The following is a 22966-nucleotide window of genomic DNA, read 5'->3' on the forward strand; positions in this document are numbered from 1 at the left end:
GATGTTATCTTCCCCATTTAATACATAGGGCGCCCCATGTAAGCCCTGCGCCGAATCCGACGAGCACGATAACGTCATCATCTTTGACGCGGCCTTCCTGCAGATCGTCGAATAACGAAATCGGAATGGATGCAGCCGAGGTGTTTCCGTATTTATGGACGGACTTGGACATTTTTTCGATAGGTAAGCCGAGCCGTTCACGTGATGCTTCCATAATGCGGATATTCGCCTGGTGTGGAATTAAATAATCGACATCCCCAGTTGTCAGTCCTGCCTTTTCCGTGACACTTACAGCTGATTCGCCCATTTGTCGGACTGCAAATTTGAAAACTTCACGTCCGTTCATATGGAGGTATTTATCTTGGTATAGGTGTTTGCCTCCCGTACCATCGGCTCCTAATTCGAAAGATAGGATTCCCCGTCCTTCGCTCACTTGTCCGACTATCGCGGCACCGGCTCCATCCCCGAAAAGGACTGCCGTGTTGCGGTCTTCCCAATCTGTAATCTTCGACAGTTTCTCGACCCCGACGACGAGTACATGTTTATACGTTCCCGCCTCCACGAAATGCTTAGCCGTTACAACGCCGTACATGAAGCCTGCACAAGCTGCGGATACGTCCATTGCTGCGGCATTTTTCGCGCCTAATCGCTCTTGGATCATTGTCGCAACGGATGGGAATGGACGGTCTGGCGTCACGGTAGCAACGATGATCATTCCGATGTCTTCCGGGTGGATGCCCGAATTTTCAATAGCACTTACCGCCGCTTCATACGCCATATCGGACGTATCGGTATTCTCATCGGCGATGCGTCTCTCTTCGATGCCTGTGCGTGTGCGGATCCATTCGTCCGACGTATCAATGCGCTTCTCAAGATCATGATTTGTCACAACATGCGAAGGAACAAACTTCCCTATGCCAATCAACCCTGCATTCATATTTCATACCCCGTTCCTTATCATCTAATATTAGTACCTGGTATTAATTATAGAAGATTACATATTACTTTTCAACATGTCGACACGATTTCGCCAAAGAAAAAAATAGATAGCATATTATTTTGTTTATTGAAGGGACGTGCTATGGTATGATGAACGAGGAAATAGTTACGATGGGGTGAATTTGATGAAATACATCATTACGTTTATTTGGTCTTTTCTACTTGTAACGATGGTCAACTACGTAGCCGGTTCAATCGCCGGTATCCAATCTTTCGACTTCGTTGGCGGAATCATCGCTTCAATCGTCTTGGCAGTTCTTATTCTTTGCATCACTGCAATTACTCCTGACGAGCAAGTCGCAGATTATTGATCCATCAGTAAAGCCGTTCACTTCGTTGTGGATGGTTTTTTTATTTGTGAGGAAGCAAAAAGCCTTGGACAGCGATTTGAAATCGGCATCCAAGGCTTTTATTATTTCTTATCAATCTTCAATTTCCCATCATCCATCGTCAACACCAATTTTTGGCCATCTTTCAAGTCACCTTTGATGATTTCCTTTGCGACAGCTGTTTCGACATGGCGTTGGATGAATCGTTTCAACGGTCTTGCACCGAACTCGGCATCTGTACCTTCCTTGACGATCCAGTCGAGAATGTCCTCGCCATACTCCAAGTCCACTTCCTGTTCATCCAGCCGTTTGACAAGATCCTCGAGCATTTTCTTGGCAATTAAACGGAATGAGTTGCCTGACAACGAATGGAAAATGATAATATCGTCCATCCGGTTCAATAGTTCTGGTTTGAAATGGCGACGCAATTCCGCCATGACCAAATCCTCTGCCGCATGCTCATCCGAATCGAACTGGCCTTGCAGCAAGTAGGCGGAGCCGATGTTGGACGTCATAATGACGACCGTATTCGCAAAATTGACGAGCCGTCCTTGACTATCCGTAATCCGGCCGTCATCCAAAATTTGAAGCAATATATTCGATACATCAGGATGCGCCTTCTCGATTTCATCAAGGAGCACGACCGAATACGGATTGCGGCGAACCGCTTCCGTCAACTGTCCGCCCTCTTCATAGCCGACGTATCCCGGAGGAGCCCCGACGAGCCGGGATACACTATGCTTCTCCATATACTCGGACATGTCAATTCGAATGAAGTGGTCTTCTGAATCGAACAACGTTGCAGCGAGCGTTTTTGCAAGCTCCGTCTTCCCGACCCCGGTAGGACCGAGGAACAGGAACGAACCGATCGGCTTATTCGGATCCTTAATGCCCGCGCGTGCACGCCAAACCGCTTCCGTGACGAGCTGCACGGCGTCATCCTGACCGATGACCCTCTCTTCCAATGTCTCGCGCAGTCGGAGCAATTTTTCCCGCTCCCCTTCCACAAGCTTCGTGACAGGGATGCCCGTCCAGCGAGCAACGATCATCGCAATTTCATCCTCTGTCACTTCTTCCCGCAACAACCTGCTATCGGAGTTAGTTACGAGTGACGCTTCCAATTCTTGAAGTTGTTTTTCAAGAGCCGGAATTTTGCCGTATTGCAGCTCGGCGGCTTTATTTAAATCAAAACGATTTTGCGCATCTTCCAACTCGCGGCGGAATCGGTCAAGCTCTTCACGCTTCACTTGGATTTCGCGTAACGCCTCTTTCTCTTTGTTCCATTGCTCCCGCATGCCGGCGGAGGAATCTTTCAGCTCCTGCAACTCGGTGCGCAGCGCTTCTAGACGCGTCTGGCTAATGGCGTCCTTTTCTTTTCTCAATGCTTGCTCCTCGATTTCAAGCTGCATGATCCGGCGTGTGACCGAATCGAGTGCTTGAGGCATCGAGTCAATTTCCGTCCGAATCATCGCGCTCGCTTCATCCATCAAATCGATCGCCTTGTCCGGCATGAACCGTTCTGTCAAATAGCGATCTGATAACGTAGCGGCCGCCACTAAAGCACGGTCATGGATACGGACTCCATGATGGAGCTCAAAGCGTTCCTTCAAGCCTCGCAGAATCGAAATTGTATCTTCCACCGAAGGTTCGCGGACGAGCACTTGCTGGAAACGGCGTTCCAATGCCGGATCTTTCTCAATATACATCCGGTATTCGTCAAGCGTCGTCGCTCCGATGCAATACAGTTCGCCGCGCGCAAGCATCGGTTTCAACATATTTCCTGCATCCATCGCGCCTTCCGTTTTCCCGGCGCCGACAATCGTGTGAATTTCGTCGATGAAGAGGATGATTTCCCCGTCACTTTCCTTCACTTGCTTCAAAACGCCTTTCAGCCGTTCTTCGAATTCCCCGCGGTATTTCGCACCAGCAATAAGTGAACTCATATCCAATTCAAAGATCTGCTTATCCTTCAACCCTTCCGGCACATCGCCTTTGACGATCCGTTGGGCAAGCCCTTCGACAATTGCTGTTTTACCGACTCCAGGCTCCCCGATCAGTACAGGATTGTTTTTCGTTTTTCTTGATAAAATCCGGATGACATTCCGTATTTCTTCATCCCGCCCGATGACCGGATCCATTTTACCGTTCTTCACATCTTCAACGAGATTTCGTCCAAATTGTTCAAGTGGTGTGCGTTGATCTTCTTGTACGCCATCCATTCTCATATCCATTCACCTCTATACTTTGACTTTGACTATCTTTGATTAATTAAATTATATGCCTTACTCATTGATTAGTAAAGCCATTCGCATCCATTATTTTTCCCTCTCCCCAACAGAATAAACACAAAACAAAAAGGCTGCTTGACGATGAGTCAAACAGCCTTCAGAGTGTAGCAAAGTCGTTTTTTGACTTTGTCTACACTCATTTTTAGGATAAAACATAATAACTAGGCATATCCTCAGCCTGATTGACGATAAGTCAAACAGCCTTTTTTCCGATCTATTAACGTACGCCGAGCGCCATCTTTGCATAGCGAGACATCATGTCCCTCGACCAAGGCGGGTTCCAAATGATGTTAACTTCAGCGTCTTTCACTTCAGGCAATTCCATCAGTTCCTGTTTGATGTTAGCAACGATTTGCGGTCCCATTGGACAACCCATTGATGTCAATGTCATTGTCACTTTGGCAGTGCCTTCCTCATCCAGCTCTGCATCATAAACAAGCCCCAAATTGACGATATCAATTCCAAGCTCGGGATCGATTACGTTTTCCAGAGCACCCATCAAGCTGCCCTTCATATCATCACTCATTGAAATTCCCCTTTCCGAATCTGTTCTAACTTCATCATAGCAAGGATGGCCTATTCATTCAAATAAGATGCGAACCAATCAACGGATTGCAGCATGCCAAGTCTTGAAACGGCGTGCCCCGCATTCGGGTCTTTGTAGAATTCGAACCGCTCAGGCGAATCCTCGTAATCCTTCTTAGCCGCCTTGTAAAAATTGAAAGTCGGCTCAAACGGAACCGTCGCATCATTTTCCCCGTGCCAGAAGAAAACGGGACGATTGTTAAGCTTGTGCCTTTGCTTTGTTAAATCAAAAATAGCGAGTGTATCCAGCAATGTTTTCCGTTCTTCATCAGTAATCGGCAACTTGAAGCCGCGACGTTCAAATTGGGACATCTGTGCTTTAGCAAGCTCCACATAACCTGGTGCTCCCATCATGACTGCCGCTACATCGATCCACGGATAAGCGGTCAAGCAGCCGAGCGTCGTTATGCCGCCCATGGAAGTGCCACCCATGCCGATTTTCTGTACGCCTCTTTCCTTTAATTCCTTATGGAGTATAGCCATTTCCTCGATGGAAGTAAGGACGATTTCCCAAAAACGCAAGCTCAGCTGGACTTCATCCAACTCTTCTTCCCGCGAACCGTGCAAATGGGCATCCGGCAACAGGACGCGGAACCCTTTCTTTGCGATATTATATGCGTAATGCAAGTTATGCTCTTTGGCACTCGTAAAGCCATGCAAGAAGATCACGGCTGGTAGTTTGCTATTTTCCATTGTTTCATCCACAATATGCAACAATGGTATATTACTCCAGTTTTCCTCTTTTACAATCATTCGAACACCTTCTGTACTTTTTCTAAATCGTACCAAAGTTTTACTAGAAAAACAAAAAGGATGGTTTCCCTCCGGAATGTTTTGACTTGCTCCGATAGATAACGATAAACTGGACAATATATATATAGCAAGCCTCAAAATCGTTATGAAGCAGTTGAGGAAATGGGTATACAACAAAGATACTTTCCAAAAGGGGGCGGAATTATGAAACCGCATTTGATTGTCCTCGACTTGGACGGGACATTGCTGACGGATGAAAAAGTGATATCGGAGGAAACTGCACATACATTGAAACGGGCGGAAGAACAAGGGCACCAGGTGATGATTGCGACCGGCAGGCCCTATCGCGCAAGTTCGATGTACTATCGCGAGCTCGGACTGAAGACGCCGATTGTCAACTTCAATGGTGCCTTCGTCCACAATCCAACCGACCGTTCATGGAAAACATTCCACGAAACAATCTCCCTTCCTGTCGTCAATGATGTCGTCGAAGCGATGCAAGATTTCCGTTTCCACAATATAATTGCGGAAGTGATGGACGATGTGTATTTGCAGTATCACGAGCAAAAGCCATTGGACATCGTCACTTTCGGAGATCCGGTCATCAAGCATGGGGACATCCGGGAATCGCTGCAAGTCGAGCCTACGAGCTTGCTTATTCAAGCTGATTCTAAATATGTCGAACCGATTCGGAGACATCTGGCTGAAGTCCATGCAGAAGCGATCGACCATAGACGATGGGGAGCACCATGGGATATCATCGAAATCGTACGCCATGGGTTAAATAAGGCTGTCGGCATTTCGCTCGTTGCGAAATGGCTCGGAATTCCTCGGGAACGCATCATCGCTTTCGGAGATGAAGACAATGATCTGGAAATGATTGATTACGCCGGTGTCGGAGTCGCAATGGGCAACGGGATAGACAGGCTAAAATCGATTGCGGACGAGATAACGTTAACGAATAACGAAGATGGCATCGCAAAAGTGTTGAAGGAACGATTGTTGTTAACAAAGAAAATATAAATAGAGAACTGAGGGATACGAAATGAGAATATTTGCTGATAGTGGTTCAGATTTACCGAAATCATTTTTCGAAGAAAACGATGTGACGCTCATTCCGTTGCGTGTGTTGATCGACGACAAGGAAGGCGATGATGTCCTTGACATCGATTCAAAGGAAGTGTTTGACGCAATTCGCAACGGGAAACACCCGAAAACATCCCAAGCCTCACCGGAGTTATTCCATTCCACTTGGAAAGAGCTTGCTGAGTCGGGAGAGGATGGACTGTACATCGCTTTTTCATCCGAGCTGTCGGGCACGTATAACACTGCCGTGATGATGAAGGATCAAGTGAAAGAAGTAAATGCGAACATGAACCTCGTCCTCATCGATTCACGTTGCGCTTCCCTTGGATGCGGCCTTCTCGTAAAGGAAGCTGTCCGTCTGAGAGATGCTGGCAGAGACGTGCGTACGATTGAACGTAAAATCCGTGACATGGCCAATCGCATGGAGCACCTTTTCACAGTCGAAGACCTTGATTACTTGGCGAAAGGCGGACGTGTTTCAAAGGCGAGCGCATTCTTTGGCGGCCTCTTGAACATTAAGCCCCTCCTTCATGTCGAAGGCGGAAGGCTCGTGCCAATCGAAAAACATCGGGGTCGCAAAAAAGTTTTTCGCCGCATGATTGAACTGATGGATGAACGCGGGGTAGAATTATCGAAGCAGACAATTGCCATCAGTCACGGGGACGACGAAAGCGCTGCTCTTGAAGTGAAAGCGATGATTGAAGAGAAGTTCCAGCCGAAAAATGTGGAAGTCCATATGATCGGCTCGGCCATCGGATCCCATGCAGGACCCGGCACAATCGCCATTTTCTTCTTGAATAAATACAATTAATAACACCCTATAAAAAATGCCTTTTCAGACATGGCTACAACCAAGTCCGAAAAGGCGTTTTTTTATTTACGCTGTCTTTTTTTCCGTCCGTCTTCTTTCCCGTCCTTTTTTGATAACTAGGAACAGGAAGCCGAGGAACATGACATAAACAAGAGTGGATGCGATTAAATAAGGCGTATTGAATCCTTTATCTTCATCCGCAATATATACTTCCGCAAGTTCCCTATCCAGAACGACACGGAACATCCCGTCATCGGATTCCCGGATGAGATCGCCATCCAATACTCCACGTAATTTCTTGTTTTCACCGATTTTTTCGACCGGAATTGCCGCACTCACCGTCTTGGATGTGTTGTTGATGGCAACTAGCCACGTTTCATCCTCTGAAGTCCGCGTGTAGATGAGAAAACCATCTTCATTATGCAGCATTTCAAACTTTCCGCTGCGGAGGGTCTCCGATTCATTGCGGAGTTCATTCAAATTGCCGATCAGATCCTTGAATTCCATATCCGTCTTGAAGTTGAAAAGTGGGTGGCTTTCAGGTGCTTCCTTTCCGTTTACTGCAATTTCCGTTCCATATGTCATGAGCGGAACGCCTGGTAGCGTAAATAACGCGGTTGCCGCCACCTTCCATCGGGTCGGCGGGAACATCCGGGCTTCCACGATATCATACGTAAACCGCGATCCCGTCAAGTCATCGAATTGGAGAATTCCCATTTGGCCATTATCAATGAAATTATCCATAGGAGATGAATCCGGGTCCGCTCTTACGAATGACTGACGAAGAGCGTCCATCTTCGCATCGCTTGGCTTCAAGTCAAAGGCAGCCCCGCTCTCTTCATTCGTCAATACGTAAGCGCCTTCCTTGGCGTCATGGATGGCATTGATCATTTCATTCAAGAACGCGTCGTCAAATCCTTCAAGATTCGTCAAACGGATTCCATCCAAGCCATATTCAGTGATGAAGTCAACCGCTGCTTGTTTCAAAGCGTCCTGTACGTTCGCATCAGCCGGATCCCAATCCACCGTACCATCCGCAGAAGGGATGAACTTATACGCCTGCCCTTTCGTCCATTCATGATTAGCGCTAACATTTCCTAGAGGGAAATCGGCGACCACTTTCATGTTCTTCTTATGAGTTTCCTTCACTAGCGAAACTAACTCTTCTTTCGTACCGAAATGAGGTTCCAATTCGTTATATGAAAGAACGCTGTTTCCGTCATACGTCTCCGTCTTGAAGACGGGACCTAAAGAGATCATCGTAAAACCCATATCGATAATATGCTGCAATCGCGCTTGGATACCGATAAAATCGCCCCCATTGAAGGCATTTCCTTTATGCGTATCAACATCGATATCGTTCTTTCCTGCGCCGTTATTGAAACGGTCTACAAGCAAGTCATATATGCTCTCATCCATTATGCCACGCTCACTCTCGGCAGAAGCGGCGGCCGGCATCATTGTGGAAATGAACAATAAAAAAATGGCTGCTACGCCAATCAAACGTTTCCCTATCACAATAAAGCCTCCTCAAACAAGCTATCTGTAGCCATTTTAACAAAACAGGGCTCTCCCCGCCATGTAATGAAAAGAAAATTCCATGTGTGCTTAAGAAATGAGTCGAATTTGTGTATATACAAAAGCGGAGGGCGCTCGCTAAGTTGCGACAGGCATAAGACAAAGATACGAAGTGGCGGTCTTTGCCACGCAGTAGCTTTGACTTATGACCCGAGCGACTAGCGCCCGGAGTCTAGACGGAATCAAAAGCGTAGGGCGCCCGGAGTCAAGACGATAACACACCATAAAAAAACCGCCGGCAATTTCGCCGGCGGCTTTCATGTTCAATAGATCATTTCAATTAAAAGAATTCAAAGCCCATCGGCAATTTGAAGCCGTAGAACATCGTTGCGAAAAGGAAGACAAAAAATAAAATCCATAACGTTGTAACTTTCTTCCCTTTTTCAGAACGAACAAGAACCATTTCCATCATTCCGATCGTCAATAAGCCGAGCAGGAATTTAATGCCGTATTCGGCACCCATTCCATAATCCATCCCTTTAATGAAAAGCGCGATGCCTGAAATGAGGATGAGCACGTAAAATAAGCGTGCAATCATATGAGTAATTTTTTTCCCTTTGGTTCCGTTCGCCATCACTGCCGAAACGAGGAAAAGGATAATGCCTACGACCCATGTGAAAATATGAAAATGGGGCGTGCTTGATAAAAAGTCCAAACTGTTCACCTCATCAATAATAAATTCATTTCAATCCTATCATAGAAGAGCTTTCCTTAGTAGGAAATGAACTCATACAAAGCGATTGACGAGCGTGCCGATACCTTCGACAGAAATCTTCACCGTATCGCCCGTTTTCAGGAACTGCGGCGGATTCATCCCTTTACCGACTCCTGAAGGCGTGCCCGTCAAAATGACGTCGCCCGGCTCGAGTGTGACAAATTTCGAGATTTCGGCAATCACATCGTCGATCTTGAAGATCATGTCAGATGTATTTCCGTTTTGACGAACTTCATCATTCACTTTTGTTACGATCGATAAGTTATGCGCATTCGGAATCTCGTCCTTCGTAACGATATAAGGACCCATCGGGCATGCGCCGTCCAAGCTTTTACCGAGGAAGAACTGCTTATGCCCAGTTTGGATATTTCTCGCCGTTATATCGTTCGCAATCGTATAGCCGAATACGTGATCATACGCGAGCTGCTTCGGGATATTGCGCCCTTTCTTGCTGATGACGACCGCTAATTCCCCTTCATAATCGAGGGTATCCGTAAGGTCTGCGTGCACCGAAAGCTCCTGCTCATCTGCAGCGATCGCAGTAGGCGATTTCGTGAAAATCAACAATTTTTCAGGCGGCGCTTCAGAACCCATTTCGGCGGCATGTTCGGCATAGTTCTTACCGACGCCAAGGACATTTTTCGGTGTGCGCGGTATCGGGGACAGCCATTCGATATCCGTGAAAGCATACTTGAATTGTTCCGGATTTTCACTATTCCGAGCTTGCTCGGCAAGTTTCCTCACCTTCTCAACAAACTCCAAACCTCCTGCGATGCCTTCGATGATTGTTGAAGGGAAATCCGTTTCGCCGAACGCTTCAGCGATCGATTTCACATCCCAGACCGCTTCCTCTTTCTTCACTTTCGGACCGAATAATGTTTTTCCTTCAAACCGGAACGATAAAAGTTTCATGTACAAGCCCATCCTTCCTCATAATATGAAAATATTTTCATTTTACTACACGAACATAGTTGTCAATCACATACTACAATTCTACAAAGCTTGCTCTTTCTCCTCTTTTTTCGGCATGTTTTTTCCGTAGACCCCTTTTCGCCATAGCCATTCGAAAGGCCCCATCCGGAATTTCAACAACCAGAGCTCCGCGAAAATGACCTGGATGGCAAAGATGCCGACAGCAATCATCGTACCTGTCTCCAAATCCACTTTTCCATAGAGCCCGAAACCGTAGCCGTAAAAGAGGAACGTCGCAATAATCGACTGCATCAAGTACGTCGTTAACGACAATCGCCCCGCCTTCCCAATCGGCCGGAAGATCGTCCGGAAAATAGGCAATGTACAGAGCAGAATGATGACGCACGCATACCCAATCGCCAATATCGGGCCGCCGATCAGCTGCTGGATCAATCGATTGTAAAATTCATACCCATCGATATACGGCCATGATTTAATGAAAATCCCCGCTGCTAATGTAATAATGCCGACAACGGCTATTCTTCCTTTTAATACAGCCGCGCGTTCAAACAGCTTCCACTTCGAGAAAGCGGCACCGAGCATAATCAATGGCAGCACCATGAAAATGCCTATGAAGGAGTTCGTCAAACCGATGAAGAGCCACTCCGATATCCGGAAGACGAGCGCCTCGCCATACGTCCCGTGTGCATATGCCGTGATCGCCAATTCTATTCGCTGGATGTCGACAAACCCTTCCATCAACTTATTCGGGTCATGCTTCGTCAGTAAATAAACGCCTCCAATGAATAGGAAAGTCGGAAGCAAATAGACGATGAGTGCAATCCATAGGAGCCATCTTTTCGGAACTCTAACGACCGCCAGCATGATGAATCCCATCAGCGCATACGTGAATAATACATCTCCCGACCAGATGAACAGCGCATGGATCAGGCCGAATCCCATGAGAATCGCCATTCGTCTCGCCATCATCGGCACGTATGACGTCCCATTCGCAATCGCTTTTTCATATTGCATATTCAATCCGTACCCAAACATCATTGCGAAAATCGGGTAGAAACTCGCTTCCACGAATAGATTGATCAACTTGTAAGATGCCACATCACTCGGCGTGCTGAAATACGAATGTGGATCTATATAAAAATAAGGTGAATGGAAAGTGAGCATATTCGCGATGAATATGCCGAGAAGCGCAAAGCCCCTCAGTATATCCAACGATTCAATGCGGTTTCCAATCGTAGGTGTTGCGTTCAAACAGATTCCTCCTGAACATGCATAATCCTCTCTCCGTCAAACAAGTAGAGGACCATTTCTTTTATTGTAATACCCGCAATCGATTCGATCGCTTTTTTATAAAGGCTCAATTGGATGCCGTACCGCTTTTGCATTTCGACTTGAATCTCTTCTTCAGATTTGAATCTTCCTCGGATCCTGTCCGTTTTATAGTCAAGCAGCACCCAGCCATCTTTTTCTTCGAACAGGCAGTCGGCGATCCCTTGCAAAATTTGGTGATCGCCGTCATTTGCGTCGAATGCGTACGTAAACGGCACTTCTTTCAACATCCTTGGAGATCCGGACATCCTCTTATACAGGGGCGTCTCGAAAAATCGGACGACCGCCTTCACATCGACAGCATTCGCTTCTTCCATAGTCAACAATTGGCGCGTCGTCAACTCGGTGACGAACCGATCCACGTCTTGCACGGTATGCGCCTTCGACAGATCGATATGCTGCATAATCGTATGCATCGCCGTACCGATTTCCGCCCCCGACAGCGCCCTTGACTGCATGAACGCAGGACGGTCATGTAAATAAGGAGTGCTCACTTCATCATCCTTCGTCGAGAAGAAATCGTCAAAGTCCGGTTCCATCTCGAGCAGCGCCACCCTTTTCAAGTCGCTCACCGTCTGCTTGGAGCGCTTCTCAACCGAAGTCATGTATGGATAGACATAGTCGAATCTCCGCTTCACTTCATCGGACCATTCTGCATCGATAATATTCTCCTTTCGTGCAGGTGCCGGTCTGTCAACGGTTTCCTCCTCTTGTTCCTCCATCGTCAAGAAAGAAGAAACAGGATACGCCGCTATTTCCCACTTTGACGGATCGTCGACGGAACGGCCACCGTACATGAACCCGAATTTCTCAAAATCCGGATGGCGTGCAATGGCAGGTCCAATCCAATCCAAATAGCCGTTTGCACGAGACCTTGTATATTCCGGCAGCATTTCGCCCGCCTCAATCAGCTGCGCATCTTGCCAACTGCCGATCGACTTTTCAATATCCTTAACGGTGGCAATTAATTCAAGATGCTCCTTCGCCCTCGTCATCGCCACGTAGAGCACGCGCATTTCCTCCGCCCGCATTTCGAGCTCCTTCTTCTCTTTCATCGCTAGGAACGGAAGGGATGTATACGTAATACGCAACTCCGGGTCGATCGCCTTCACCGCCAAGCCGAAATGCTGGTCAAATAAATAAGGTTCATTGAAGTCCATTTTATTGAACTGCCTGCCCGCTCCCGCGACGAAAACGTACGGGAATTCGAGTCCCTTCGACGAGTGAATCGTCATGATACGGACAACGTCTTCCGTTTCGCTTACGTAACGGGCAGCACCGAGATCATCCCCGCGTTTCTGCATCCGATCGATGAACCGAAGGAAACGGAAAAGCCCGCGAAATGACGTCTTCTCATAATCGATGGCACGATCATGCAACGCGCGCAAATTCGCTTGCCTTTGTTTCCCGTTCGGCATCGCGCCGACCATTTCATAGTAGTGCGTATCGGCATACACTTCCCAAATGAGCTCCGATAACGAACCGCGCCGAGCGAGATTGCGCCAATCCTCAAACATGAGGAAGAACCGTTGCAATTTCACTTGCGTTTCCGCGGCAATTCCCGCACCGCCTGTCGCCATGAACAGTTTCAGCGCTTCGTAAAACGGCTTGTTCTTCGCGGCGAGGCGTACTTGCGCCAACTCATTTTCCGTCATGCCGACGAACGGCGCACGAAGAACCGACGCTAGCGGAATATCCTGATACGGATTATCGATGACACGAAGCGTGTTAAGCATGATCATCACTTCGATCGCCTCGAAATAGCCGCGCGACAATTCCGCGTAGATCGGGATGCCCGCAAGCTTGAACTCTTCCGCGATTTCTCCTGACCATGTCATCGAGCGCATGAGGATGACGATATCCCGGTATTCGAGAGGACGCCTTTTATCCGTGAACGCATCTGTCACTTCTGCGCCCGAAGCCATCAACTCCTTAATTCTCCGAATCATATACCTTGCTTCTGCCTGAGAGCTTTTCAAGCTTTGCCCTGTAAGCTCCGTCGCCTCATCTTCCATATCCTCTTCGTCGGCCTCGTATAACAACGTCAATGCGGCAGGCGTTTCCTTATCGGGATAACGGGCGCCGTACTTCAAAGCGGCGGCTTCATCGTATTCGATTTCACCGACCCGTTCCCCCATCACTTGGGAGAAGATGAAATTCGTCGCATCCAACACTTCCTTCCGGCTTCGGAAGTTCGCATTCAAATCGATTTTCAGACCATTTTCTCCATCATCCGACGTAAATCGATTGTATTTCCCAAGAAATAACCCAGGTTCCGCCAATCTGAAACGATAAATCGATTGTTTCACGTCACCGACCATAAACAAATTCCCGTCTGCCTCACTGCCACGCTTGACGAGCTGAATGATCGCCTCTTGCAGCAAATTGACGTCCTGGTATTCATCGACGAGCACTTCCGCAAACCTGTTCAAATAATCAACCGCGATATCGGACGGCACAAGCTCCCCGTCCTTCTCCGCCGCAAGAATCTGCAGCGCGAAATGCTCAAGATCCGAGAAATCGACGAGTCCGCGGTCCATTTTAACTTCTCCGTACCGCTTCCCAAAATCGATGACGAGTTCGACAAGCGTATGCATCATCGGCGCCATGAGACGGATTTCATCCAGTAGACGCTTCGGTGTCCTTGTAAAATACGACTCTTTCAACGAATTGACGATTTTCTTCACGGAATCCCTGAGCGATTTCGCCCGTTTCGCCAATTCCTCATCGCATGTATTTTTCCGAATCGTGCCCGCCTTCACCCATGTGAGCGACCCGAAAAACGCATACGTCTCTTCCCATGTCCCTTCTTCTATCCGCCGCTTCGCCTCCCGGATCCATTGCAGATCCGCATCAGCTGTAGCAGCTAACGGCTCGGGACCTTCAGGCATTAATGCAATCCGCTTCATATCTTCTGTCAGATGGATTGCTTCCTCAAGCGTATGGCGGATCGCCGTTTTCAACGGGCCGATGAAATCGAGTTCATCGATCGTCACATCGTCATCCAACTCGTATTGCATCGGAATCATCCTGAGCCATCTTTCTGGTGACGGATGCACCCGCGAATAGTCGTACAGCCTGTCGATGAGCGTTTCGATCGACTGGTCGTTCCTGTCCGATGTGAAGCTGTCTGCAAGCCGGTACATCGCTTCCGGATTGTCTGCGTTATAAGCGTCCTCAAGCACTTCACCGATCGTATCGTCCCGCAGCAACGCCGCTTCCGTGCTATCCGCGATGCGGAACCCCGGGTCGATGTCGATCAGGTATGCATATTGGCGGACGACGTTTAGACAGAATGAGTGCAATGTGGAAATCTGTGCTTTATTCAACAAGCTTAACTGTCTTCTCAAATGGATGGAACCAGGATTTTCGGCAATCGCCTCTTCCAATGCTTCCGCCATCCTGTGTCGCATTTCTGCAGCTGCGGCATTTGTGAATGTGACGACAAGCAATTCGTCCACATCGATCGGATTGTGCTCACTCAACACTTTCTCGATCATCCGCGTAATGAGCACCTTCGTCTTCCCGGAACCGGCCGCAGCCGACACGAGCACATCTTTCCCCGACGCCCATATCGCCTTCCACTGGGCGTCCGTGAATGTCACGTCCGCCGGTTTAACTGGAATGTTCATCATCATTCACATCCTTCCGCATCATTTCAAGGGATTCTTCCGGATTCATGCTCTCATAATGCCTGTATTTCTGCTCGGGGTCCGTTGGGTCGAACTGGCATACCGAACGATACGAGCAATATTGGCACGGCATTTTATCCTTCAACCGGTACGGATACACCCGGGCATCCCCCGCAAGCATTCCATCTCCTGCCTGCTGGTGGCGCTGCCTCACAAACTTCCGGACGATTTGCAGATCATCCGTCGACAGCACTTTAGAGGCTTTTGTAAATGTCCCGTCCGTCTTCAAAGCGGCCGGAATGACAGTCGACGACTTGCCGAGCTGCGCATCCATCCCCATGACGACTTCGGGATCATCGAGCAAATAGCCCCTCATCTTATAGGATTTCAATATCTCTTCTTCAATCAAATCTTCTGTCAGCTCGAGCTCCGTGCGGATCATCGGGTTATGGACATGCAAGTAAAGCACTCCCGCGGGATCCGCCTTGAACCCGATCCACTCCTCCGCATGCTCGACGGCGACATCGAGATACGTCAACATCTGCAAGGAGATGCCGTAATATACGTCGGTCAGATCCAGCTGTTTTGAGGACGATTTGTAATCGACGATCCGTACATAATTCTTTCCGTCGATTTCCGTCGCATCCACCCGGTCAATCCTCCCGCGTAAATTCATTTGATTGCCACGGCGCAATGGAATTTCAAGAGGCGGCAGCTGCTCACCCGGTCCGAATGCCGCTTCGATGGCAATCGGACGGAACAGGCTTTTTGTCGCTTGTTTGCCGAGCGCAAAAATCGTGCGTGTCACGATATGGGTCAATTTCCGGCGGATGTAGTGGTAGCGGCTTGTCGAAAGCAAAATGCGGTTGAAGAACATCGGCGCAATATGCTCCATCGCGTCCCGCGCCAATTGCCAGCATTGCTCCTTCGATAACTCCGTCCATGATCTTCCCGTCCGGTTCATTTCATCCGACACCCATTTTAAAGCCGCATGGAACAGATCTCCGATTGATGGCGCCTCGAGTGTGAATTCCATCCGTTCCTGCAGTCCAAGCCCATAAGAAGCGAAATGCTGGAACGGGCAGCTGTAATACGATTCGATTCTTGATACGCTCGAGACGAACGTTTTGCCATACAAGCCTTCCGTGATAGCTGGCGCGAGCCGCTCCGTTTCATTGCGGTCCATCATCGGCTTCGTAATGTATTCCAAGACGGAGGACCATAATGGGTCTTCTTCGTAATAGGCGAGCACTGCCCGCCATTCGGCTGCAAGCTCGCTCGTCTGCTCCGCTTCCTTCACTTTCATCGATACGTAAGGGAGCGCTGTACGAGGGTGGATAATATAATCAGCCTGCTCCTCTTCATTCAACAATTCGGACGGATCCGACACCGCCAACTGCAGCCCGACCCCTGGTAATAGTTGCTGGAAGCGAGAGATGTATAGCGAAGGCAAAAGCGACTTCCCTTCCTCATCCGCGATTGGATACGAAATGAAAAGCTTTTCCCTCGCCGACGTGAACGCTCGGTATGCCATATACGATTCATCCATGAGCTTCATTTTCGAAGATGGGGCAAGCTCCAGTCCGCTCATCGCGAACCATTCCCGGTCCGAGTCGGATAAAATCCCCTCGGCATCGATCCGTTGAGGGAGCACACCGTCATTGACGCCGATGACGAAGCCTACTTCGATCTCCATGAGGCTCGCGAGCTCGATCGTCGTCACCGTCACTTGGTCGAGGGACGGCGGAATGCGGATGAACTCAAGCGTATCGAACCCTTCATCCAAAATCCGCGCGGCTTCCTTCAACTCCATCTCCTTGTCCCCGAACATGAGGACAAACTGGTCGAGGACATTGATCCATGAATTCCAGGCCTGTTCATGCTCGGTCGCGTTCAACAGACGGCCCGCACGCTCCTCCTCCGCCCGCAAGTCGATAATTTTATCGAATACTTGCAGCGATTCCATGAATAAAAAGAGCGCCTCTGCGACATCCCGTCCATTTTTCGAACGCTTTAGCCTACCTTCGAACTGCGTAAGCGGCTCCCGGATCAGATCGCGGATCAAATGCAGCTCCCGCTCCAACTCCAGTTCCTCATCGGTCTGCACTGTCGTATGCAATTCCAAACCACGATATCGTTTCACTTTCCACCGTGCCTCATCGAACCACCGATTGCCATAGATTCCATTTGCAAGAACATAATTTTCCAGACGATCCGCGCGCTCCCGCCAAAGGAGCTTATCTTCCCGGTGTGGAAAGAACAGATCTGTCTTCACCGCGCGGAATACCGATTCATACGACCAACCCGATGTTACCGCTTCAAGGACGGACCTTGTAAATTCGATAAGCGGATGGTGGAGCATCGGCTTTTTCCGGCTAATGAATACCGGGATATCGTATTGTGAAAATATCGTTTCAATAAGTTCATCGTATTTATCCGGCTGTCGATATAAAATCGAAATCTCCTTATACCGTCCGCCCTTCATGACGAGTTCCCGGATTTTCCTTGCTACTGCATGGATTTCCGCCCGCCGGTCCGTCGCTTCGATCAAGGAAACTGATCCTTCGGATGGCCTGTCCTTCGGAGGATATTTCTCGAACTCGTTTTCGAAATGGCGTAGCTCGTCATTTTTGAACCGGAGAGGTACACTCATATGAATTCCCTCTTCGATGTCGACCGCTTCATTGCGCGCAATTTCACGGAGCTTCAATGACGTCCGTACAGGATTAAAGAACAGCTCATGATCCGCATGCCCCGACAAATCGGACTCCATCGGCAAGACGACCGTCACCCGATTGCCATGCTTCATCAGTTCCGTAATGATTTCATATTCCCTCGCTGTGAAACTCTCAAATCCATCTATATAAAGATGTGCGCCTTTTATAAGTTCCGAGTGTTTGATTTGGGACGCCAACAACGCCAAATGCCCTTCACTATCGACATAGGACGTGCCGAGGCGCTCCTCGATTTTCGAGAGCAGCAATGAAAGATCGCTCACCTTGTCCTGCAAAGTCCTCGGGGCATCGGCTGTGGCCAGTTGTTGGCGGAACTCGGCCAACGTTTCCCGATCGAGGCAATAGCGGCTGAACTCTTTCATGAGATCGCCGATTTTTTCAGTGAAGCCCCGCTTGTTCGCAGCTTGCTTGAACAGCTTCAGCTCCTCCCGGTTCTCCTCCAGCACACTCCGCACGAGCATCCTGTACCCGAACCCATCGACTTCCTTCCGCGTAATGCCGCCCGTTTCCTGCAGCACCCGCCATGCAAGCCGCTTGAAAGTGGAAACTTGCGCGCGGATCAAGCCATTCAAACCGAAATTCACCGACAAGCTCAGCTCCATGGAATATGACATCTGATCAGGCACAATCAAGATGACCGCCGACCCCAATGGTTCCCGTTCAAGCTCCGCGGCAATCTCCCGCTCGATGACCGTCGTCTTCCCTGTTCCGGCTCGTCCGGTCACAAACCGCAATGTCATGGCACTCTCCCCTTTCTATAAATCAATTACGCCTCGGCGTAATTGCGTCCAGATTTTGAATTGTGAATCGAACAACGAAGGGTTCGATTCGCAATTAACTCCCTTCAAAATCTGTGACATCCGCCGGAGGCTTTATCTTCGTTCAGCAGGTGTTTTAAACCTTTTGAACAGAAAACGCATTCATATACCCACTCTATAAGCGGGAGTGCTGAATGAAGATAAAAAAAATCCTATCATCCTTCCCTTCATTGTACCGAAAGTTTAGGAGGACAGGAACTATTAACATTGATTCATTGATTTGTAAAATGCATCCAGCGCGCCAAGCAGAACGCGGGAATGAAATACCCCCGCGGTTCACGAAACACGCATAAATTCATTTATTCACGCATAAACCGTAAGAAAAACGCATAAACAGCTAAAATTGCGCATAAAACCGATTTTTCACGCATAACGCGCTAAACTCACGCATAAACGGAGAAATTTGCGCATAACCGCTCAATCTTTCTCTTCCTCTTGAAAGATCGAACTCGATTCCTCTTCCACTTTCCTGTCGAGCCGCTTCTCCAACCACTTGCCTACAATCCATAACAGAACAATGATCCCGATGACGATCCCCGTCCGCACTGGTTGTGTTAACAACGCCTTCAAATCATGACCGATGAAGCTGATCGTGAAAATCATGACGAACTTCCCCGCCATTAAAATGAACAAATAACTTTTCTTCTTCATATTTGACAAGCCCGCCACTAGATTCACAAGCGCGGAAGGCGTAAATGGAAAACAGATGAGCAAAAACAGCGGTGCAAACCCGTTCCGCTCCACCCAGCCGATAAGTTGCTGCACGCGCGCATTCCTCGTCAAGAAACGCAAAAAGCGATTACGTCCATAATTCCTGACAATCAGAAACACGACATACGAACCCGCAACAGTGCCCGCCCACGACAAAATGAAACCATACCAAAGCCCATAAGCGCCCGCATTCGCAAATACGAAAACAAACAGCGGCAAAAATGGCAAAAAGGACTCTATGAAAGGCAATAACAGGCCGATAAACGGCCCCAACGCCTTATACTGTCCTGACAATTCAACAATCTTATCAACATCTAACCATTCATCCATATGCAACACCCTCGCCTATCAACAATCGACCTACCCGATCCCTGCTATTAATATATATACTCTCGAATATTCCCTTTTCCCTTATAGAATAACACCAAAACGTCAAAATATAGTATAATTTCAATCATACATATTAAGAAAGACGTGACTGCTCATGAAAAATCAATTCATTGCCGGCCTGAAAGCGGGTCTGAGCATTGCAATCGGATACTTCCCGATCGCGCTCACATTCGGATTGCTCGCCAAAACAACCGGCCTCTCACTCATCGAAGCGACCGCCATGAGTATATTCGTCTACGCCGGTGCAGCCCAATACATATCGCTCAACCTGATTTCATTCGGAGTCGACCCATTCACGATCGTCATCAACACTTTCATCGTTAACATCCGCCACTTCCTAATGACGGCTTCGCTGAATGAAAAGATGCATCGCGCGCCGAAATGGGTGAAGGCGATCTACTCATTCGGCATCACAGACGAATCGTTCTCCGTCCTGGCGACAGGAAAAGAAGGGAAAATCCCGACTGCCTATGCTTTCGGCGTAACAATCATCGCCTACGGTAGCTGGGTCATCTTCACGATAGCCGGCCACCTTGTCGGCGCCACTCTGCCCGAATTCCTGCAAGTCGCCATGTCCATCGCCCTGTACGCCATGTTCGTCGGCTTGCTCGTGCCGGCCATGAAAGGAAACCGAAAAGTCGTCATGCTCGCAGCACTCGCAGCCGCCATCCACTGCGTCATCTATATCGGCGACTTGCTTTCAACCGGATGGGCGATCCTCGTCTCGACGCTCGGTTCTGCAATACTTATTGAAATCATCTATGCGAGGCACGGCAAAAACGCTCACGTCCTGCACAAGGAAAAGGAGGGATACTAATGGGACCGACATATTGGTGGATGCTCTTCGGAATGGCGCTCGTCACCTACATCCCACGAATGGTGCCCCTCACATTCCTCGACGGAAAGGAACTGCCCCCGATCGTCAGCGGCGTCCTCAGCAACATCCCATACGCCGTACTCGGGGCGCTCATCTTCCCGGCGATCATTTTTGTCCAGGAAGGCAATATCCTATTCGGCGTGCTTGGCGCTGCGACCGCCTTCCTCATCGCATTTTTAGGAGGCGGCGTCATGCCGGTCGTCCTCGGCACGATCGGCGTACTCGCCATCTACAGCTTATTTATGTAATTCATTTTTTGTGAATCGCGTCAAAGAGTGCGGAGGCTGTGCCAACCTGCGGCCATCCGCAAAACAATACAAGGGGCGTCCAGAAAGTCGGTTTTCACCAACTATCTGTGACGCCCCAGTTCCTGTTGTGCAAATGATCATATTTCTCCACAAGTGATCATATATCTCTGCAAGTGATCATATTTCCCCGCAAGTGATCTTATATCACAGCAAGTGATCATATTTCCCCGCAAGTGATCATATATCACAGCAAGTGATCTTATATCACAGCAAGTGATCATATATCACCGCAAGTGATCATATATCCCGGCAAGTGATCATATATCCCGGCAAGCGATCATATATCTCTGCAAGTGATCATATATCCCGGCAAGTGATCATATATCCCGGCAAGTGATCATATATCACCGCAAGTGATCATATATCGTCCCAAGTGATCATATATCACCGCAAGTGATCATAAAACGCTACCCACACAAAAAAGGCTGCCACAGAAAGTTGATTCATCAACTTTCCGGACAGCCTTTTCATTTTAATCTTCCGCCTGACCTTCTTGCCTCTTCGCCCTATTCACCATCCGCGTCGCATACCAGAAACCGACTGTCAGCGAAAGCGCGTCCGCCGCGTACAGGATCCAGTTATGCGTGTAGCCCGCATAAACCGATGCTGCGATGAGCGCGATCGTCAAGGCGAGCCCGACGAGATGATGGAAAGTGACTCGCGTGAAAAACACGACGAGCAATCCAGGTAGGAACAAGGCGAGCATCATTTTTGTTTCCAATGTGGCGATATCCATATTCCACCAAACCTTTTTGCTGAATTCAGTTAACGGACAACGAGCAGTCCTAACCGGTGATGATCATGACGATAGAGCACTTGCTGCATGAGCCGCACTTCACCGTCTCGGCCAATCACTTGCAGACGGCAATGGGCCGCATTTACTTGAATCGCATCATACAATTCCTTTTCATTCGACACTTGAATGCCATTGACCTTACGAATGCATTCCCCTGGAACCAGTCCGAGTTTTTCACCCGGCGAGTCCGGCAAGATGCCCGCTATGATGACACCTGTCGATTGTGGCGCCGCAGCGAATCCGCCTTTGCGTTCCCGCAAAGCGACAATAATCGATAGCATCACCCTGCCAGCAACTCCGATAATCAAAGCCGCCCACCCGAGGATCGGCATCCACCATGCAAATGCCCCAACTAGAACGACAACTACGCCAACCACAGTGATCGCTTGTCCAATTTTCGGGAACAACACATCCGGAAAGCTTGCCCGCGCGACTTGTGAGAAGCCGATAATGATCGGTACGGGTAGAAAGCTGAAAACGGTCGCCCCTATCGTAAATTGCGGCCAATATGGCGCGAATGCCGACAGGAACTCCCCTGGCACGATAAGAACGATTGGCAATAGCCAGAGCCGTTTGGATTTGAATGCAGCCGCCCGCAAACCGCGGTTCGTCTTCGTCAAGAACGGAGAAGCATAGGCAGCGGTATGTCGTCGGACGAGGAACCCTTCCACAATGAGGAGAAGTCCTGCAATGACCGGAACAGTAAGCGCCATGTCCCCAAACAGATCGACGTCACCTAGCGACCACCCGCGATACGCCAATGCGTCCGTACCCGGGATCCATTGCTGGAGCGCATACAAGCCAAAAAATGCAATCGCAGCAAAATAGATCGGTGATGCTGCCAGATAATAGAACGAGATCATCGACAGTATGGCGACTGCCGAAAAGAGCGCAATCCAACCTACATCGACAGACAGACCGATCCCGGCTATTAACACGGATACGATCAACGCAGGAAGCCACGATTCGGCGAGCACCCTTTTCATTTCCGTCAAGCCGGGGTGAAGTCGCACAAGGAAACTGCGCCGCTCCCGTTTCACCCGGAAATACCCTAAACCGACCGCCGCCACTATGGCAACCAACCAAACTGGATTTAGGAAAAATAGTGCAATAGCTTCTAACAGATCCATTAGTACTTGTTCACTCATCAACTGTCACCATCCATCCCCGAAAACATGATTATTCCCTATTGTATCAAAAGAAACGTCTCACGTGTGAGACAGCCGAGAAATTTTCTCTGAATTGAGTCTTCTCTTCCAGGCAATTACTACTATTCTCAATAAAAAAACTCCC

General features: G+C 48.8%; 18 protein-coding genes. 5 read left to right on the forward strand and 13 right to left on the reverse strand.

Translation table 11 applies throughout. The annotated features are described in order from the left end of the window. Positions 1-4: 4 nt before the first annotated feature. Entirely contained in the window at positions 5-937 is a 933-nt protein-coding gene (locus AB1K89_RS04245; RefSeq protein WP_413053547.1) for a beta-ketoacyl-ACP synthase III, read from the reverse strand. A gap of 187 nt (positions 938-1124) precedes the next feature. On the opposite strand from AB1K89_RS04245, the gene AB1K89_RS04250 reads away from it, so the two are divergent. Continuing rightward, the gene (locus tag AB1K89_RS04250) at positions 1125-1310 is read left to right on the forward strand and encodes a DUF2929 family protein (protein WP_413053548.1); all 186 of its coding nucleotides are present in this window, start codon (positions 1125-1127) and stop codon (positions 1308-1310) included. A 101-nt stretch (positions 1311-1411) separates the two neighbouring features. Here the strand turns inward: AB1K89_RS04250 and AB1K89_RS04255 are convergent, their stop codons facing one another. The 3 genes from AB1K89_RS04255 to AB1K89_RS04265 form a co-directional block, all read right to left on the reverse strand. Next, positions 1412-3559 (reverse strand): ATP-dependent Clp protease ATP-binding subunit, encoded by a 2148-nt coding sequence (locus AB1K89_RS04255; RefSeq protein ID WP_413053549.1) that lies wholly within the window; start codon positions 3557-3559, stop codon positions 1412-1414. Between the two features lie 274 nt (positions 3560-3833). After that, entirely contained in the window at positions 3834-4142 is a 309-nt protein-coding gene (locus AB1K89_RS04260; protein WP_413053550.1) for a metal-sulfur cluster assembly factor, read from the reverse strand. Positions 4143-4192: 50 nt separating this feature from the next. After that, positions 4193-4954, reverse strand: a complete 762-nt coding sequence (locus AB1K89_RS04265; RefSeq protein ID WP_413053551.1) for a serine aminopeptidase domain-containing protein — start codon at positions 4952-4954, stop codon at positions 4193-4195. A 204-nt stretch (positions 4955-5158) separates the two neighbouring features. Here AB1K89_RS04265 and AB1K89_RS04270 point away from each other — a divergent pair, with 204 nt between their 5' ends. Continuing rightward, entirely contained in the window at positions 5159-5977 is an 819-nt protein-coding gene (locus tag AB1K89_RS04270) for a Cof-type HAD-IIB family hydrolase (RefSeq protein WP_413053552.1), read from the forward strand. A gap of 22 nt (positions 5978-5999) precedes the next feature. Further along, positions 6000-6851, forward strand: coding sequence for a DegV family protein (locus AB1K89_RS04275; RefSeq protein ID WP_413053553.1), 852 nt, complete (start codon positions 6000-6002; stop codon positions 6849-6851). 66 nt (positions 6852-6917) lie between these two features. Here AB1K89_RS04275 and AB1K89_RS04280 read toward each other — a convergent pair whose 3' ends face one another. From AB1K89_RS04280 to AB1K89_RS04310, 7 genes are all read right to left on the reverse strand, one after another. Then, positions 6918-8369: an alpha-amylase family glycosyl hydrolase gene (locus AB1K89_RS04280; RefSeq protein WP_413053554.1), complete on the reverse strand. Its 1452-nt coding sequence runs from the start codon at positions 8367-8369 to the stop codon at positions 6918-6920. Between the two features lie 340 nt (positions 8370-8709). Then, on the reverse strand, positions 8710-9084 hold the full coding sequence (locus AB1K89_RS04285; protein ID WP_252502434.1) for a YisL family protein: 375 nt from the start codon (positions 9082-9084) through the stop codon (positions 8710-8712). A gap of 72 nt (positions 9085-9156) precedes the next feature. Continuing rightward, a complete protein-coding gene (locus AB1K89_RS04290; RefSeq protein WP_413053555.1) occupies positions 9157-10056 on the reverse strand; it encodes a fumarylacetoacetate hydrolase family protein in 900 nt (299 codons plus the stop codon). Between the two features lie 81 nt (positions 10057-10137). After that, positions 10138-11328, reverse strand: a complete 1191-nt coding sequence (locus AB1K89_RS04295; protein ID WP_413053556.1) for a DUF418 domain-containing protein — start codon at positions 11326-11328, stop codon at positions 10138-10140. Then, entirely contained in the window at positions 11325-15044 is a 3720-nt protein-coding gene (addA, locus tag AB1K89_RS04300; protein ID WP_413053557.1) for a helicase-exonuclease AddAB subunit AddA, read from the reverse strand. The genes AB1K89_RS04295 and addA overlap by 4 nt, the downstream gene beginning before the upstream one ends. Further along, positions 15022-18513: a helicase-exonuclease AddAB subunit AddB gene (addB, locus tag AB1K89_RS04305; RefSeq protein ID WP_413053558.1), complete on the reverse strand. Its 3492-nt coding sequence runs from the start codon at positions 18511-18513 to the stop codon at positions 15022-15024. Before addB ends, addA begins: the two co-directional genes overlap by 23 nt. Positions 18514-19008: 495 nt before the next feature. Next, on the reverse strand, positions 19009-19632 hold the full coding sequence (locus AB1K89_RS04310; RefSeq protein WP_413053559.1) for a TVP38/TMEM64 family protein: 624 nt from the start codon (positions 19630-19632) through the stop codon (positions 19009-19011). Positions 19633-19786: 154 nt separating this feature from the next. Here AB1K89_RS04310 and AB1K89_RS04315 point away from each other — a divergent pair, with 154 nt between their 5' ends. Both AB1K89_RS04315 and AB1K89_RS04320 read left to right on the forward strand, forming a co-directional pair. Further along, positions 19787-20509: an AzlC family ABC transporter permease gene (locus AB1K89_RS04315; RefSeq protein WP_413053560.1), complete on the forward strand. Its 723-nt coding sequence runs from the start codon at positions 19787-19789 to the stop codon at positions 20507-20509. Further along, complete coding sequence (locus AB1K89_RS04320) at positions 20509-20817, forward strand: AzlD domain-containing protein (protein ID WP_413053561.1); 309 nt, start codon at positions 20509-20511, stop codon at positions 20815-20817. The genes AB1K89_RS04315 and AB1K89_RS04320 overlap by 1 nt, the downstream gene beginning before the upstream one ends. Positions 20818-21349: 532 nt before the next feature. Here the strand turns inward: AB1K89_RS04320 and AB1K89_RS04325 are convergent. Both AB1K89_RS04325 and AB1K89_RS04330 read right to left on the reverse strand, forming a co-directional pair. Then, a complete protein-coding gene (locus tag AB1K89_RS04325; RefSeq protein WP_413053562.1) occupies positions 21350-21613 on the reverse strand; it encodes a CsbA family protein in 264 nt (87 codons plus the stop codon). A 29-nt stretch (positions 21614-21642) separates the two neighbouring features. Further along, positions 21643-22821, reverse strand: a complete 1179-nt coding sequence (locus AB1K89_RS04330; RefSeq protein ID WP_413053563.1) for a PDZ domain-containing protein — start codon at positions 22819-22821, stop codon at positions 21643-21645. Positions 22822-22966 lie beyond the last annotated feature (145 nt).

The sequence above is a fragment of the Sporosarcina pasadenensis genome (genome assembly GCF_047228845.1).
Lineage (GTDB): Bacteria > Bacillota > Bacilli > Bacillales_A > Planococcaceae > Sporosarcina.

Excerpts from the sequence above, each read along its gene's own strand:
- AB1K89_RS04245 (WP_413053547.1), bottom strand. The coding sequence starts at position 937 with ATGAATGCAGGGTTGATTGGCATAGGGAAGTTTGTTCCTTCGCATGTT.
- AB1K89_RS04250 (WP_413053548.1), top strand. The coding sequence starts at position 1,125 with ATGAAATACATCATTACGTTTATTTGGTCTTTTCTACTTGTAACGATG.
- AB1K89_RS04255 (WP_413053549.1), bottom strand. The coding sequence starts at position 3,559 with ATGGATATGAGAATGGATGGCGTACAAGAAGATCAACGCACACCACTT.
- AB1K89_RS04260 (WP_413053550.1), bottom strand. The coding sequence starts at position 4,142 with ATGAGTGATGATATGAAGGGCAGCTTGATGGGTGCTCTGGAAAACGTA.
- AB1K89_RS04265 (WP_413053551.1), bottom strand. The coding sequence starts at position 4,954 with ATGATTGTAAAAGAGGAAAACTGGAGTAATATACCATTGTTGCATATT.
- AB1K89_RS04270 (WP_413053552.1), top strand. The coding sequence starts at position 5,159 with ATGAAACCGCATTTGATTGTCCTCGACTTGGACGGGACATTGCTGACG.
- AB1K89_RS04275 (WP_413053553.1), top strand. The coding sequence starts at position 6,000 with ATGAGAATATTTGCTGATAGTGGTTCAGATTTACCGAAATCATTTTTC.
- AB1K89_RS04290 (WP_413053555.1), bottom strand. The coding sequence starts at position 10,056 with ATGAAACTTTTATCGTTCCGGTTTGAAGGAAAAACATTATTCGGTCCG.
- addA (WP_413053557.1), bottom strand. The coding sequence starts at position 15,044 with ATGATGATGAACATTCCAGTTAAACCGGCGGACGTGACATTCACGGAC.
- addB (WP_413053558.1), bottom strand. The coding sequence starts at position 18,513 with ATGACATTGCGGTTTGTGACCGGACGAGCCGGAACAGGGAAGACGACG.
- AB1K89_RS04310 (WP_413053559.1), bottom strand. The coding sequence starts at position 19,632 with ATGGATGAATGGTTAGATGTTGATAAGATTGTTGAATTGTCAGGACAG.
- AB1K89_RS04315 (WP_413053560.1), top strand. The coding sequence starts at position 19,787 with ATGAAAAATCAATTCATTGCCGGCCTGAAAGCGGGTCTGAGCATTGCA.
- AB1K89_RS04320 (WP_413053561.1), top strand. The coding sequence starts at position 20,509 with ATGGGACCGACATATTGGTGGATGCTCTTCGGAATGGCGCTCGTCACC.
- AB1K89_RS04325 (WP_413053562.1), bottom strand. The coding sequence starts at position 21,613 with ATGGATATCGCCACATTGGAAACAAAAATGATGCTCGCCTTGTTCCTA.
- AB1K89_RS04330 (WP_413053563.1), bottom strand. The coding sequence starts at position 22,821 with ATGAGTGAACAAGTACTAATGGATCTGTTAGAAGCTATTGCACTATTT.